The sequence below is a fragment of the Fibrobacter sp. genome (assembly GCF_017545445.1).
GTDB lineage: Bacteria > Fibrobacterota > Fibrobacteria > Fibrobacterales > Fibrobacteraceae > Fibrobacter.
Map to the genome: position 1 here is coordinate 86,272 of NZ_JAFWOM010000078.1, position 16,903 is coordinate 103,174.

Below are 16,903 nucleotides of genomic sequence, written 5' to 3' on the forward strand. Positions count from 1 at the left end.
TTATTAAGCATCCCCATAATTTAAATTTCATTAACGACATAATATGTCATTTTAAAGATTCTTTAAGATTTTTCAACAACGATTCAATTTCAGCAATTTGCTTCAACGGTTTCTTTTGTGAAGTCATTCTCTCTGAATACGCATCACTTACAAAATTGACAGCTATTCCAACAACAATATTCAGCATCAAAATCGCACTTAAAATAACAAAAGAGACAAAATAAATCCAGCAACATGGATGTAGTTCCATCATCGGTCGCATCAAATCCGTTGCCCAACCGTCAAAAGTCATCAACTGAAACAGAGTAAGCATAGTCAAAGGCAAACTTCCAAATTCTTCAGGATGCGTTTCACAAAACAGACTTACTCCGATTACAGCATAGACATAATACAACACAAGCATCAGACAAGTTGTATAAGCAAGACTTGGAATAGATTTCAAAATAGCGTTCACAATAATCTGCATTGTTTTGAGGCTGCTAATAAGCCGAACCGCCTGAAGTTCCCTGAATAAACGTACCACTCGCATACTCGATACAGCATCAATTGTCGTAATCAAAGAACATACAATTATTGCAAAATCAAAAATATTCCAACCAGATTTGAAAAAACTTGTCCTATAGGCAATCAATCTGCAAATCAGTTCGATAACAAAAAATCCAAGACAAAATTTGTCAAGAACATCAAGAACTCTTCCTACACGTAACATGATTTGAGGAGAAGTTTCCAAACCCAAGATAACTGCATTAAAAAGAATTACTCCAAAAACAGCTCTGCGAAAAATTCTTGACTCGACTATGTTTTGCATAATTTAATTAGTTTCCGTTGCCGATTCTGGTTCTGAAGAAACAGAATTTGATTCCGTTATCTTCGCATTCTTAAATCGAGGCCCAACAAAACTGATTCTCGCTTCTTCACGAATTTTATTTCTCAAATTAAGAATGTCAGTAGGATTTAACAAAGGAATCAATTCACCTTGCCTTCCATTCGGTAACGGAAAACAGACTCCGTCAAAACGATATTTGTTATTGACAATTTTACCACTGATCCAAAGAATCGGTTGTCCAGAGTTTGGTCCATTAAAATGAATTTTGGCAAGTATGCCAGAATCAAAATCGCTCATCTTGATAAGCGAAGTATCATACTCATCTGCAAGCAATCCGAGCACCATGTTAAAAATTGCCAACTCTTCTGTTTCAATTCTATTCACATAACGAGACATTTCCTCTTCAACTTCTTTGCGATATTTGTTTTTTTCTCGTTCAGCGATACCCATCAAAGCAGCACCAAAGAAATTTTCATAATAAGCCAACTTCTGAGCACTGACCTGTGTACAATCTGGTTCGACAATTTTGATAATTTCTTTTTTCGCTTCAATCGAAATAGTCTTGCGTTTTTCAATAATGATATTTTCAATTTTTTCAAGAAGTTCCTGTTCTTTTGCTTTTTTGCGACCTTCTTCGTATTCAGCACGGATTTTTTCAAGATCATTGCCAGGTCTTTTAAGAATCAAGAAAAACTTCTTTTCGTCATCCGTGATTTTATCAAATTCAATTCGCTTGAACGGAGTCTTTTCCATGACATTCTTGTCATCCGCCAAAAAGAAACACCACACTTTTCCATTGGTAAGAATTCCTATTTCGGCATGGAGATTCAATACATAAGATGCTGTTTCCGCAATATGTTTAGGATCATCAACAGACTCACCAGCAGCCTTCGCTTCAATAACAACATCAAAACTTGCTGTTTTGAGTAAGAAATCACAACGCGAATGATTGACTTTGGAACCGATTTGCGGCAATTCAACTTCAGTTTTGTAATGTACTGCACCAGCCCCCCAATCATAGCCCCACACTTTTTCGATCATAGGGCGAATAAGATACATCTTTACTGATTCCTCATCACGAATTTCCTTCGCAATGGAAAGAGTCTTGTATTGTTCTAGCAGTGCGTTCAGATTTTTCATGTTATCTCCTTGCTCAAAATTTTAAGCATTTCTTACAATGCCCTTGACAAGAAGAACTCCATAAAAAAAGACGTGGGTTCTGTCTATGTTTACCCAAATCGAGGTTCAGCATACCTATACCCGATAAACACAAACAACCCACGCCCATTACTGGACGTGAGCGTTCGCATCCTTCTCTCGGGTTTTTGAAATTTGCTGATTTCGATTTGGAGAACAAGGAGCAAAGCTCAAGAAATGTCTAAAAATTGGTTACCTTATAAAAGCCTCTTTTTATACAAAAATTTTTAGTCAGCAATCGCAGACCATTTCAACATAAAAATAGCACAAAAAAGGGTTATGTGAGCAAAAAAGTTGCAAAAGAAAGCAATTTTCGGGAGAAACGCACATACTGAACGCAATCAAAAGGGCGATTCCCGACAAAAAGTTGTCAAAAGTGTAAGATATCAAACACCAAAATTTTGCCAAAAGCGTAAAATATGAATTATTAGAGATTGCCGCGTCCCCTTACAGGAGCCTCGCAATGACAAAGAATGTGTGTGAAAAGCCGGAAAAGGCAAACTCACTAACACGGGTGAGAATCAAGCTAAAAAAGGGCCGTGCAAGCCGTTATATTGGCAGCATTAAAACTTTAATATACATTTGAAAACATGCTTTCGGCGTATTTCAGCAAAGGTTGCGACAGTCGCGAACTGTTCAAAGACTTGAAAATTGCAAAAGATCCGAGCTTCGAAAAAAATCTCAACAAATTTAACGTAATAAAGCTGGATGTAAATGCCGTATTCTCTGCAAACCCGCCTGATACCGACATTGTTCCCGTTTTTACAGCCAAGATTCGAAAAGAATTGCAACAGCAGTTCCCAAATGTCGGCATAGAAGATGGCGATATAATGCCAGATTGCATCGAGAAAGTCTATGCTGCTACTGGCGAACAATTCATCATCATCATGGATGAATACGATGTTCTCGTTCGCGAAAAAGTGAAGGAACCAATTTTCAAATCGTACCTTGCGTTCCTAAACGCCATGTTCAAAAACGCAGACCTCGCACCGGCAATTGCTCTTGCCTACCTCACGGGAATTTTGCCCATTGTGCGTGACAAAGAGCAATCTAAGTTGAATGTATTCAAGGAATACACCATGGCTGGTTCCGGGCGTTTGGCAGAATTTGTCGGGTTTACAGCGGACGAAGTGCAAGCTTTGTGCAGAGAACACAACGTAAATTTCGAAGAATGTAAACGCTGGTACGACGGTTACAACATCAATGGTATTGAAATATACAATCCGAAGTCCATCGTGGAGGCTGTCGATAGCAGTGAAATTGAAAGTTATTGGACGCAGACAGGTTCTTACGAGGCTCTCAAAAATTACATCTTGATGGATTTTGAAGGAATCTTGCAAGACGTAAAGTTTATGATCGGTGGTGGACGTGTAGATGTTGATGTAGATTTTTATCTGAACACCATGGTCGATTTTCATTCTAAAGACGATGTTTTTGCATACCTTATACATTTAGGTTATTTGGCATACGACAGAACAGAAAAACAGTGTTACATTCCCAATCGCGAAGTACGAGAGCAATGGATTGCCTCTATTCGTAACGCTCCTGATTACAAAGGCGTAATGGAACTGGTGAATGCTTCAAAACAGCTTATACAAAGTACAGTCGAAATGGAATCCGAAGCAGTCGCTGCTGCACTAGACAAGGCTCATGAACAAATTTGCAACAACCTCAACTACAATAACGAAGGAACGTTCCAAGCAGTCATTTGCCTTGCATATTTCTACGCCAACTTGAAATACACAATAATTAAAGAATGTCCTGCAGGCAAGGGCATTGCCGACGTGATCCTAATCCCTTACGTGCCGAATGTGCCGGCATTGATTATTGAACTCAAGCGGAACAAATGCGAGCAGACAGCCTTGACGCAAATTCGTGAAAAGAATTACGGTGCAGCTCTTGAAAAGTTCGTGAAATAGGAATCGCCTGCCTCGCTCCAAATAGGATGACACCCACCCTACCCGTTCATGATGTAGTCCGCGTTTTCGAGGACGTATGAATCTTTGCTTTTCAATTCTTCGGGGAGGCGGTCGAAGGGGACGATGTCTTGGTGCGTGAAGGTTCTTGCATCGGTGGGGCCGGAGCGGTAGCCCATCAGGAGCATGGACATCATCCAGCGGCGGTGTTCGGCTTCGCGGAACAGGTAATCGTCGTCGGTCACGTCGAAACAGCGTTTGCGGAGGGGCAATGCGTTTGCGCAGTAGATGGCGGCGGTTTTGTCAGCTTCGCTCAGGCGGTACCACATTTTTTCTTCGGTTTCGCGAGTCGCCGGGTGCGTGTTGCGTTCGTGGACGTAGTTTGCACGCTGGCCGCGTTCCACGCGTTTGGAATGCACGAATTCTTTCATTTCGTCGATGTCGCCCATGATGCGGACGTAGCCGTACATTCCGCTTTCGTTGATGTGCTTGATGATTTCATCGTTCGATTCACGCCAATAGACGGCAATATCCGCTTTGTCATAAACGGCACGCGGCAAATGCACCAGCGTCGAAATCGCCTTGGATGTATCTTCCTTACAAATGCACACGACGAGGCGTTCTTTGGGGTTTGCGGCAAGGCCTGCGATATAGTTTCGTGCGAGGTCCGCTTCGCAATAGGCATCGACAAAGTTCCATTCAACATCGAGATAGTCGCCACGGGCGGTTTCCGGTTCATGCGTGACTTTGTTCCCATTCGTATCGACGTAGGTGTATTTCGAGAGCCTGAAGAGTCCCATGCGAGAAACAACCAGACGATCGACCCACTTTTCGCAATCTTCATCGACAAACGTGATGCACGTTTTTAGATTCGTTCGTTTGTAATTCGGATAATGGCAGATGTTCACGACGGAAAAAGCAACGGCTTGGGCAATCGGGCCCGTGCCAATCAGCACGACATGCAATCGTTCGTTATCGGCTTCGCGAATCGCAGGCAGAAAGTCCGTGCCCACAAGCAACTGTTCCGACATGAACTCGTATTCGTTAAAAACATCGACCAGCAAATGCCCCTTGTCCTGTTCAACGGATTTCAGATACCATAGCACTTCGGATGTCGAGGGTTCCGTCAGCAACAAATGGCAATGGATGTCGCGAGGGGCTTTTTCGCAAACGCTTTGCAGCACCTCGACGCAATGCAAGTTACGCGAATCGCGTTCCGGGCCGTCTTCGCCAATCACAAGAATCTGGCTTGCCAAAAGCACCCCGGCAAACAGCAAATCCTCTTCGCTTTCGTAATCTTTTTTGTAATGGATAAAACGCCCGTCAATATCGCGACGGCTCACGACAACAATCGTGCGGCTATCGCCCTTGAGTGCACGCAAGATGCTCTTGAGCTGATGACCTGCGCCAAGCACAAGCACGTGGCCGTGAACGTCGCAATGCTTTTCGCCTTTACGCATCGATTCCGCCGTACTCTTGAATACGTTAATCATGACGCTGATAAACAGCACCGCAAAAACGACGTAGCCCGACAAAAAGCCTTTCCAACCGAGCGTCTTTTCGCCAAGCACCCAAGATCCAAGGAAAACACCAATGACAAAAATTATCAGGGATACGCCCAGCAGGATCAAGAGTTTTTTAGCAAGTCCGTTCGACCAAGCACTTTTAACAACGCGTTTAAAATCCATAATATGCCCCTGAAATGTCTGACAATATTATAGTTAATTTTAAAGCGTGCAAGGCCAGCTACTTGCAAACGCCGGCACCGCTGAGGACGCTGCGGCCACCGCAAGGCGTAACTTCGATACGAGTTCCGTTCAGTTCGCTCTTGACCAAATCCACGTGCGTAATGACTCCCAGAAGTTTGCCTTTTTCTTGCTGCATTTTCTGGAGCACGACGACAGTTTCCTGGAGTATCTTGGAATCGAGCGTTCCGAATCCTTCGTCAAGGAACATAGAATCAATGCGAACATTGCGGCTCGCAAGCGTCGAGATGCCAAGAGCCAAAGAGAGACTCACGAGGAAGCCTTCGCCGCCGGAGATGTTATCAATCGGACGCACGGCATCGCTGTTATCGTGATCGACAAGTTGGATGTTGAGCGTATTGGTTTCAGCCACCATTTCGTATCGCGGGAACATGTCGTGCAAATAGCCGTTCGCAATTTTCAACAAATTACGCAATGTAATCGTCTGGATGAACTTGACGAAAACGTCGCCATTGCCCGTTTCAAGCCTGTTGCCGTTAAACCAGCGTTGCATTTGTTCCCAGTCGCCGCGTTTCGCCTTGAGCGTTTCAAGTTCGGCCTGCATGTCGCTGAACTTTTGACGGAGCAAATCATCGTTCTTCTTTTGCTCTGTCCAAGTGGCGAGATTCACGGTGCATTCGTTCAGTTTCGCTTTCGCGGTGTCGCGATTCTGCTTAGCCACGTCTTCGGACTCTTCGAAATTACGCTTTTGCTGATGATCCGCCAACTGGTCGCTGCAACTCTTGATGGCCGCTTGAGCAGAAGTCAAAGCGTCATCGACCTTCTTTTGCAATTGCTGGAGCGATTTGCGTTCGGTTTCCGGGAGTTTCGCCGCCGCGAATTCTTGTTCGTTCGCAAAATTTTTCGACGCAAGATTTTCGAGGAACAGCGACTGCGATTGGGCAAGTTTCGGCTCCGTTTCTGCGATATGGCTTTCCAAATCCGCAATGGATTTATCGAGAGCCACTTTCGCTTCGCGCATTTGCTGTTCCTTGCGTTGTGCTTTATTCATTTCGCTTTCGGCAGCATCACGAAGCGTTCGTGCCTTGTTGCGTTCTTCATCGACAGACTTTTCGCCAAAGATTTTTTTACGGTTTGCATCAAGCGAGGTTAAGCAGCCTCGCATTTCATCGCATTTGCTCTTCGTTTCGTTCAATCGAGACTGCGTCTGCGTGAATGTTTCCTGCAATTGGACTTTATTCGAACGGAACGTTTCCAGATTATTCTCGACTTTATTCTTCTTTTCTTGAGCCTTTTTCCAATAATCGTTTTTCTTTTCCAATTCGAGAAGCAAAGCATCTGCATTTTCCATGCGGACATTCGAGAACCACTTCGCAAAAACAACTTCAATTTTTTCCGAAAGCTGTTGCAGTCTATCTTGCGATTTTTTCAACGAATCTTCAGCAATATTCACATCACTTTCAAGCTTCGCACGTTTTACGGAAGCCTGATTCACTTCGCCTTGCAAAGCGTCTGCATTTTCTTTTTTCTGCAAATATGTTGTTTTAAACGTTTGCAATTCATCCAAAATCGAACGGATAGATTCTACTGTCGCAAGCTTACCCCACGGCACAAGTTTTTCGTTCAGAAGTTTCAACGATTCCTGTTCGGATTCAGTCTCGCTTTGCTGTTTTTGAGTAAATTCACAAATTACATCTTCGTAATTTTGCAACTGCGTCGAGAAAGCATCCATCGTGCGTTGGACTTTTTCCATTTCACTGTTGATTTTACGCAACTTGGCTGCAAAATCATTCAAGCGGTCTGCGCCGTTTTCAATTTTCGCAGATTCTTTGCAAGAGACGTGTTCCAACGAGCCGCAAACAGGGCAAGGTTCACCAGCTTTCAAATTGCGACGCAGTTCCTCGACGACCACAGGAATATCTTCTTGAATAATCGATTCCTTGTCATTTTGAAGTGTTGCCAACTCGGCTAATGCGGCTTCGCGTTCTTTTTGAATGTTTTCGAGCAGTTCCTTTTTGGATTCGATTTCTTTTTGCAGGCGAACCGATTCTTTATGATGGTTAGCGGCCTCGACGGCATAGCCATTCATTTCAGGCAAAATATTTACGAGATTTGCATCAGCCTTATGTTCAACCAAGTAATCCTGCAACAGTTGCAAATCCTGCTTTTGGCGTTCGCATGCACCATCAAATTCTTGCAAGGATTTCTTCAGCGTTTCCAGCTTTTTCGATTCCGTTGAAACATTTGCATTTTCAGTATTCCATTCAGTAACTTGAGATTTCAAAAGCGGAAGTGCGCCGTCAATAGTCTCGTCTTTTGCGTTATCGGCAATGTATTTTTCGACTTTTTCTAAAGCCTGTTTGTTTTCAGAAATACGCTTGTCCTTATCATCAATATTGGACTGGAGCGTGTTCATTTCTGTCGCAATTTTCGAGACATCGGCTTCCATGCCTTTCAGCTGCACACTAGCATTTCGAATATCGCCATCAAGAGCAGAAACTTGTTCCCAAACCGTTTCGTTCGCGGCATAATCCGCCTTGCATTTTTCAAAAGCGGTCTGCTTTTCAGCATTTTCCTTTGAAGCATTTTCAAGATTCGATTCCGTTTCGGGAAGCTTCGCCTTGCAAGTTTCTAGCTGCGATTTCATGCGGTCAAAATTCTCGCGATTAGATTTGTATTCCGCATACGAAGTTTCCACTTCTTGCGCACGCAACGCACGTTCCAGCTTTTCGCGGTTCGGCTCGAAATTCGCCTTTTCACGTTCAGCCTCTTCCAGCTGTTTTTTTGCCGTTTGCAAATGCGATTCTAGACCATGCAGATTTTCAAACCATGTGCAAATATAGAGGAACCGCTCCACGTCGTCGTTCAGCTTTTTCTTTTGCGTCGTGGCGTTATCAATATTCGTACGGAGTTCCGCAATTTCTTCTTCGCTAAGCAAAGTCACGCCGCTCATTTTATTTTTCAGATTTTCGACGGCCTTGTCGACATCCGCAAACAAATCATGAACCGCAACGGCTATTTTTCTATAAATGATATCGCCCGTCAATTTTTCAAGAATAGCGGCACGTTCATTTTCTTTGCATTTCAAGAACTTGTTGAATTCACCTTGAGCAAGCATCATCGATTTGGTGAACTGGTCAAAGTCAAGTCCGATCACGCTAGTCATCGTCGCTTCGATTTCGGACTGTTTCGAGAACGACGCTTCTGTCGAACCCGTTGTTTCATTGACCAATACCCACGTATATTTTTGGAGTTTATTCGTTTTCGGTGCACGGTGTTGCTTCCAGCAAGCGGAATACACGCTGCCACGGCATTCAAAAGTCACCTTCGCACAACAGTTCTTGGTGCCGTAAGTCATCACTTCATTGGAATCGCCAACAATGGCATCCAGTCGCGGAGTCTTGCCGTAAAGCCCAAGGCAAATCGCATCAAGGATAGACGTTTTGCCAGAACCCGTCGGGCCCGAAATGCAGAACATGCCGCTCTTCGCAAATTCAGGACTTTCAAAGTCAATGGTCCATTCGCCCGCAAGGGAATTGATATTGCAAAATTCAATCTTTTTAATCTTCATAATCCCACCCCTTAAACGTTTTCGTGAGCCTTGTTGACGGCTTCGTTAAACAAACCAATAAACTTATCGTATAGCGATTTCACTTGTTCCGAATCTTCACTTTGTTCAACATTCGACGCAATGAGCATTCTAAAGTAGTCTTCTTGCGAGTATTGCTTGGTCGATTCAACGCCATCGTCAAAACCCGAGACACCTTTCCGCATGACATCACGAGAAATGCGATGGCGTTTGACAACAAAATGCTTGCCAGTTTCTTCGGATTCGAGAGCGTCATTCAAGCTCACAAAATCGCCAGAGGTCAAAAGCAAATCGACATACGTTTCCATCGGATTTGCGAGCAGTTCTTTTTCAAGATTCCGCAATTTTTTCCGGAGCGTTTCCAAGTCGCCCTTGAACTGTTCAAAACGCATCGTTTTCGGGACTTCAACTTTTTCTACAGTCGGCATCGCATTCGCTAAAGCATCAACGACAAGCACATTACGTTTACAATTCGCTTCGTCAAAGCCCATCACGAACGGAGAACCGGAATAAAATACCTTCGGATTTTTATCAACCATGGACGTATAATGGATGTGTCCAAGCGCCACGTAATCCAGTTCGCTCGGGAACGTCGAAACATCCACATTGCCAAGCGTTCCGATGACTTCGCGAACACCATCGTCTATGGAAGTTTCGGGAACAGCATCATAAACACTTCCAGAAGAAGCACCATTCTCGCGATTCTCTGTAGATTCTTCGCTTTCGCGGCCCGAAAGGTTCGATGCGTACAAATGCCCCGTCGCGATAATGGGGATGTTGCGGTCGCCACGCAGTTCAACGGCCCGATGATACACGTCTGCATAAAGGCGTTTCAGCAAATCTTCGTCCGAAACGGAATCCCCTGCATCAACGCCGTCTGAACTTTCCGCAGCATCACCAGAGCGGTCCGAAGAACTATCGCTAGACTTGCTCATTTCGTCACGCAACTTATAAAACTGTTCCAATTCCAAGTTCCGCATGAACGGCACGGCACAGCAAATGCCAATTGCATCCCCTTGTGTGTTTTTCAGCTCAACCACCAGATCATCGACATTGCGGTTATTGATCGACCCCACCACCTTGATGTTCAACGCCTCAAGGATTTCGCAAGGAGCATCGAGAAGCGTTCCCGAATCATGATTGCCGCCCACAACAACCACATTGCTGCATTTTGTCGCAAGGAGCGACGCCAAGAATTTATAATACTGTTTTTTTGCCGCATTCGACGGGTTCACCACATCGAAAATGTCTCCAGCCACAATAAGCGCCTCGACACCAATCGTTGCGATTTCCGTTTTCAGCCATTCGAGAAACGCTTCCGTTTCGCGAGTGCGGTCAATGTCGTGCATCATATTGCCAAGATGCCAGTCTGCGGTATGTATAAATTTCATTTAAACGCCTTTGTATTTGTTTCTGCTATGTCTATTTATTTATCGTTTTAAATATAAAAAATGTAAATGACGAATTATGACAGAGAGAAAATAGTGGTTAGTAAGCAGTGGTTAGTGGTTGGCTGTGAAGCACGCCCTTCGAGGTCGTCCCTCCGCTTCGTGGATGACTTATTAGGTTTCGCGTAAGGAGATCCCCGACTAAATCGGGGATGACAACGTGAGAGGGAATTGTCATGCCAGACTTGTTTCGGCATCGGTTTTTATCAAACTGACTACAAAGCTTCACTGGATCCTGCTCCTTCGAACCTAATTCAACTAAGGCACTGAAGTGCCAAGTTTCATATATCACTGCGTTCAGGATGACGCCCCTACAACTAACTTACCACCGTCCACGGCCTACCGCTAATCCCCTAAAACCTAACACCTAAAACCTATAACCTTTCCCCTAATAACTATATTACAATTAATGGATTACGAATACAGTGTCATAGGCTCAGTTTTTTGCGATGCGGAAACACTCTCCGCATATTCCGCAATATCGAATTCCCTGTTCACCTACAAAGACTATTCCTTCGCACTCCGTAAATTCGGCGACCGCCTGAGTGTAAGTCTTTGCGACGAAAGCGACAACGGCCAAGAGTACTGCAAAAAAATCCCCGAGGCCTACGTCGCCGAGGTTTGCAAACAGCTTTCCGAGAAATTCGCCTGCACAGTTTCAATGCGCAAAGGCTACGAAGTCTATGGCAACGCAAACGTTTTCAACGGTGGCTCCGACTACGAAGTCATCGAAGAAAAATGGTACGACGTCGAATTCGACAACGGCGTTCAAAAACGGTAAGAACCGCTAACGGAAAAATTTCGCGAGAGTCGCACAAAGCACATCGACATCCACAGGCTTTGCCACGTGACCGTTCATGCCGGCCTCAATCGCTGCATGCTTGTCTTCTTCGAACGCGTTTGCCGTCATTGCGATAATCGGGACATTTGCAATTTCCTTATTCTCCATCGCACGAATCCGGCGGGTCGCTTCGTAGCCGTCAATGCCCGGCATCTGGACATCCATCAAAATCAAGTCCAGCTTCGCCGAAGAATACCGCAGTTTTTCCACGGCAAGAGTTCCAGATTCCATCGACACCACTTCAACTCCAAGATCTTCCAAAATCTCGGTCGAAATTTCGCGGTTCAACTCGTTATCTTCGACAAGCATCACTCTTCGACCCGTAAAGTCATACGATTTCGGCTGTTTCGATAGCAAGCCTACTTCAGAATCGTTGTCAGACGAACTCCCGTAGAACTTGAGAAGAATGCGATGCAAATCCGACGGGAACAAAGGCTTTGCAAAGAACGATGTTACACCCGCTTCAAGCGCTTCCTTTTCAATTTCAATCCAATCGTAAGAAGTTAAAATGGCTATCGGCACATTTTCTCCGACGATTTTTCGAACTTCACGCGAAAGCTGGATACCGTTCATTTCAGGCATGTTCCAGTCAAAAATGAACAAATCATATTCATCGTGTTTCGCCATCGCATCCGCGATATAAGGAATAGCTTCAGCACCCGACAAACACCAGTCGGCACGCATCTCCTCTTTTTCGAACAAGTTCGCCACCGATTTGCAGGACTCGATTTTATCGTCAACAATCAAAACACGCAAGCCCTTGGCCTTTGTCACAGCCTTATATTCAGCAGCCTTCGGCAAAATTTCAAACTTGAATTGCATGAGAACTTCCGTTCCCACATTTTCCGAACTTGTTATCTTGATGGATCCACCCATCATATCGACAATGTTCTTCGTGATGGACATTCCAAGGCCAGTTCCCTGAATTCCGCTCACCGTCGAAGAATTCATGCGAGTAAACGGATCAAAAATTTGTCCCAAGAACTCTTCGCTCATGCCAATTCCGTTATCCTTTACCCGAAATTCGTAAATGGCATGCCCCGCTTCCGCAGGCTTTTCGGCAATATTCATCAAGATAGAGCCGTTACGCATCGTGTATTTAATAGCATTGGAGACAACATTCAACAGCACTTGATTCAAGCGCAGCTTGTCGCACATAATCATTTCATCGTGAATATTTTCAAGCTCAATCAAAAGTGTCTGTTCACGAGAACGCACATCTGCAAGGACAAGCCCTCTCAACGTATGAATGATATCAGAAAGATTTTCCGGACGGTTGCAAATGCTCATCTTGCCCGATTCAATACGACTCATATCGAGAACATCATTGATAAGCGAAAGCAAATGCTCCGACGACTGCTTAATTTTTGAAAGGTAATCCGTAACTTGGTCTTTGTTGTTGATGTGGCTTGCCGCAAGGCCCGTAAAACCAATAATCGCGTTCATCGGCGTACGAATATCGTGACTCATGTTGTTGAGGAACGTCGTCTTGGCACGGCTTGCCGAATTCGCCATCTGGAGCGCTTTTTCCAGAGATTCCTTGTCCTTCTTCTGCTTGCGCGTTTCTTCGTCAACGCTATGGAACCCGGCCACAATTTGCACTGGATCCGTTGCAGTCAAGATAAACTTAATTTGCCAGTACTCTATATGTCCAAAAACATCCGCCCTAAAGTTCACGTAATACGCATTTTTAATTCTCAGATTTTCATGAATAACGTCTGTACGAGTCCGCTTGAAGAAACTTTCACGGTCTTCTTCATAGACAAACTTGTTCATAATTACATCCAAACGTTCCGTAAATCCGTGAATCTGCGACCAATTCGGGAACATTCGCATGAACACGTCCGTACAGCGGTAAACGTTTTCGCGCATCGACACAACATCAATGTAACAGACCAAGTCAAAGTCTTCGGCAAGGCCCTGAATCACAGCCTGTTGCTGCAATTCCTTGCGGAGCACGCCATCCTTATCGGCAAAACCCAAAGCGACAAATTTAGGCTTGTCGGAATCGCCCACCTTCACGAACTTCATTTCGCAATAGCGGTTGAGGAAGTTCACGTACATGGTATTGAAACTCTTGCGGGTCGAAAGCTGCTCGCGAATATTCTTGATGGAGCCCGCCTTGATCATGCGATTTTTGTAAATGCCACTGACAAACTTATCAACATACACAGAATACGCTACAGAATACTTGATATTGCGTTTGAACGTTTCGCCAAACGAATTCGCCGTTGTCCTATTCATGGAATAAGACGTAATTTCTTCGGTATCGAGGTTGATGTAATACACCGACGTGTATTCTGCAGAAAGAGCTTCAATAATCGAAAGGTTTCGTTCTAGTTCTTGTTTCTGTTCAGCAATCTTTTGGTTCAGCTGCATTCGTTCGGAACGAGCCTTGTCAACAGCTACAACAGTCATGATGACAAGAGTCGCAACACCATCTCGCCGCTCCGCAACCTGCATCATAAAGCTAAGCCATGGCGTTTTGAACGAAGAAACTTTAAATACAAATTCCCTACGGTCTTCGTTAGACAGCAGCTTTTGTATGTACTCCGGGTTCGAAAGGCGAATCCATTCATCCTTGTATTCGGAATCGACAAGTGTTGCCATTTTGAGAGCGCGGTACGAGCAACTATAACGCTCTACGTCGCTGTTGAAACGCAGCGATTGCGACGGCACAATTTCTCGGACGGAATCATTCGACAAATCGCAAAGCAAAACCGAATCGTATTCCGCCATAATTTTTTCATGTACGAAACGCGTTCCCACCTCTTCGTCACGGTTTGCAAAAGCAACAACAATTGCAGTCGGTTCTTCGTTTTCGTCGTCAACCTTCACATACTTCATTTCGCTGTAACACAACTTGCCAGTAACTTTCGAACGGAAAAGCGTCACAGATGTTTTGTTGTTCCTAAGCACAGTCTTGATATTTTCAGGACTGCCCGCTTTAAGCATTTTAGGCTTGTCCGCATCATAGACCATGTCATTTACAAACTTGAGGTACGCCTCCCAATACGAGGTCTTTTCGCTCACCATTGTATCGTAATAATGCCGGACTTGAGGATTCATGGTATAAGGAATCGCATCCAATGTCAAAAGATTAACGTACATGACCGACGAATATTCAGACGCGAGCACATCAATAATCGAAAGGTTACGTTCCAACTCCTTTGTCTGAACCGCAAGTTTTTCGCTCATGCTGAGTCTTTCGGACTGGTCTCTATCCACCAAAGAACACGTCAACACAAGTGTCACAGGGACTTCATCGACCCTATCTAAAACTCGAAATACATTACGACACCAAAAACATGAATTATCATAGCCAATATTCTTGCAAATAAACTCGTATTTATCTTCTTTTGCAAAGAAGCTCTTCAATTGTTCAATATCTCGAAATCTTTCCCACAGATACCGATGATCTTGATGGACATAAGTTATCGCCTTTTCAAGTCCTTCATTAAATTCAAAAATATCCTTATCGTCTTCTACATAGAATGGCGAACGTCGAACAACATGAATGATTTTCTCTTCCAGATTGATAAGGTAAATACTTACAAACTCGTCACGAACTTTTTCATTAATCTTTTTATTGATGACATCTTCGTTCTTGTTGATAAATCCGACCAAAAATTCATCATCATCACCGATATCGAACCGCATCACGCGAGCTTCGAACCAACGAGCATACCCAAGCGCAATATCACGGAATAAAATGCGAAAGCTGTTCACGTGCTTTAGGTGTTCAACAACGTTATCTACATTAAGACCTTCAAGCATTTTCAAACGATCCGCCGGATAGATCATTTCCCTAGCCACAAATCCACGCGAACGTACAAGCGGGCCTTCCGCAGGAAAAACACCCTTGAGCGATTCCTTGCAGTAAAGCGTCCTAAACGTATTCTTCGTCGGGTTGAACACAAACACAGATTCCACCTGCTCGCCGAATTTCATAACAATGCTTTCGTTCAAGTGGCGATCGAGTTCGTACCGTTGCTTCAAGCGAATGTCGCGATCGACATTGCGCAACCTCATGACAAAGCCCTTCAATCCAGCGGATTCGTCCCGGTCGGCAAAGAAGCCCATTTGAAAATAAACTTCCGCTCCTTTTATTTCGCAGCGGAACGGCACAATGTATTGCGGAGTTTTTTCAAAATTTTGAAGAATAGTTTCGCGACGAGTACTTTTAGTGAAAAATTCTCGATCTTCGGCACAAACAAAATTCTTGCAGATAAGATTTAAACGTTTTTCGAGGTTACGCACTTCACGAAGCGCCGGTACACTCGTTACCAGAAATTGACTCGTATGAAAAATTTCAACATCATCCTCGTCGGACTTTTTCGTCAAATCTACATAGCAAACACAATCAAATTCATCAGCGATGGATTCGATAATTGCATTGCTCTTTTCTATCCAAGATTGTTGGTTCGCTTTTTTACTTATCATTCTTGCCCCGTCCTATTTAAATATATGAAAAAACGCCAAAATGCAACATTCTTTCCAAAAAACATGCGATAAACGTCACCAAAAAAAGCGATTCCATTGTTCACATGGTCGTTTTTCTGTGTATATTTAAATAAGAAAAAAGTAAAAAAGGATAACGAATGGCAACAATCAAAGAACTCAAGGCAAGCAACGCCCCCCGTTTTAAAGTACCGGGCAAAGAAGCAATCTACGATGCATTCGACCAATTCCTCGCTGAGAATTTCCTCGGCGAAACCGTCGAGGCAATCCCAGCCGCCCCCGCTAACGGCTCCGAATTTGCGCCGCAAGCAACCGCACTTTACGAAATCGCGAACACGTCCAAAGGCAACGCAGGCCTCTGGAAAGCAGGTACGGGAACCTCGTCCAAAAACTGGGATCTGAGCTTTTTGCAAGGCATCTTGAACCAGTTCTCCACGCTCCCGGCTGCAACTCGCGGAAAGACGATTTCTGAAATCAAGGAACAGCTCGAAGACTTCGCTTCCAAGAAGTTCGCGAAGAACCCGGCAAACGCGCGCAACGGACTCTTGCACCTCTGCAACCCGGACATTTACGCCCCGATTTATTCTTTTGCGGACAAACTCGCCATCTGCAAGGAACACTCCCGCCTGCTCGAAGACTTCAAACTTTCGAACCGCTGGGATAGCGGGCTTCTGAAACTCAAAGTTTTCCGCAAGGACGGCTATATCGCCATCCAAACCGACGAACAACTTTGCTGGATTTTCGACAAACTCTCCGTTATGCACAAAATAGAAGACGAAGAATTCGAAGTGTTCATGAAGAACTACTTCACCGCCCCGAAAAAGAGCACGGCGAAGAAGAAGTAAACATCCGCGTTGTCGGCCTGGATTAAGTGGCAATAAGGTCCCTGAGCTTGCCGAAGGGCCGAAGCGTCCGAGGC

The 16,903-nt window shown here is 44.4% G+C and carries 9 protein-coding genes; 3 read left to right on the forward strand and 6 right to left on the reverse strand.

Annotation, left to right across the window (positions count from 1 at the left end; all coding sequences use genetic code 11):
* Nucleotides 1-46: 46 nt before the first annotated feature.
* A complete protein-coding gene (locus IKG78_RS09310; protein ID WP_290942639.1) occupies nt 47-808 on the reverse strand; it encodes an ion transporter in 762 nt (253 codons plus the stop codon).
* A gap of 3 nt (nt 809-811) precedes the next feature.
* A complete protein-coding gene (locus IKG78_RS09315) occupies nt 812-1,966 on the reverse strand; it encodes a type I restriction enzyme HsdR N-terminal domain-containing protein (RefSeq protein ID WP_290942641.1) in 1,155 nt (384 codons plus the stop codon).
* A 647-nt stretch (nt 1,967-2,613) separates the two neighbouring features.
* Between IKG78_RS09315 and IKG78_RS09320 the strand changes: the two genes are divergently transcribed.
* Nucleotides 2,614-3,942, forward strand: a complete 1,329-nt coding sequence (locus IKG78_RS09320; RefSeq protein WP_290942643.1) for an AAA family ATPase — start codon at nt 2,614-2,616, stop codon at nt 3,940-3,942.
* Between the two features lie 38 nt (nt 3,943-3,980).
* On the opposite strand, the gene IKG78_RS09325 is transcribed toward IKG78_RS09320, so the two are convergent.
* From IKG78_RS09325 to sbcD, 3 genes are read right to left on the reverse strand one after another with little or no spacing between them, the layout of a single operon-like run.
* On the reverse strand, nt 3,981-5,627 hold the full coding sequence (locus IKG78_RS09325; protein ID WP_290942645.1) for a hypothetical protein: 1,647 nt from the start codon (nt 5,625-5,627) through the stop codon (nt 3,981-3,983).
* Nucleotides 5,628-5,685: 58 nt separating this feature from the next.
* Nucleotides 5,686-9,216: an AAA family ATPase gene (locus IKG78_RS09330; protein WP_290942647.1), complete on the reverse strand. Its 3,531-nt coding sequence runs from the start codon at nt 9,214-9,216 to the stop codon at nt 5,686-5,688.
* An 11-nt stretch (nt 9,217-9,227) separates the two neighbouring features.
* A complete protein-coding gene (sbcD, locus tag IKG78_RS09335; protein ID WP_290942649.1) occupies nt 9,228-10,625 on the reverse strand; it encodes an exonuclease subunit SbcD in 1,398 nt (465 codons plus the stop codon).
* A 466-nt stretch (nt 10,626-11,091) separates the two neighbouring features.
* Here sbcD and IKG78_RS09340 point away from each other — a divergent pair, with 466 nt between their 5' ends.
* Nucleotides 11,092-11,463 (forward strand): hypothetical protein, encoded by a 372-nt coding sequence (locus IKG78_RS09340; protein ID WP_290942651.1) that lies wholly within the window; start codon nt 11,092-11,094, stop codon nt 11,461-11,463.
* Nucleotides 11,464-11,469: 6 nt separating this feature from the next.
* Here IKG78_RS09340 and IKG78_RS09345 read toward each other — a convergent pair whose 3' ends face one another.
* Entirely contained in the window at nt 11,470-15,966 is a 4,497-nt protein-coding gene (locus tag IKG78_RS09345) for a response regulator (RefSeq protein ID WP_290942652.1), read from the reverse strand.
* Between the two features lie 158 nt (nt 15,967-16,124).
* Here IKG78_RS09345 and IKG78_RS09350 point away from each other — a divergent pair, with 158 nt between their 5' ends.
* A complete protein-coding gene (locus IKG78_RS09350; protein WP_290942654.1) occupies nt 16,125-16,829 on the forward strand; it encodes a hypothetical protein in 705 nt (234 codons plus the stop codon).
* The last annotated feature ends 74 nt before the right edge of the window (nt 16,830-16,903 follow it).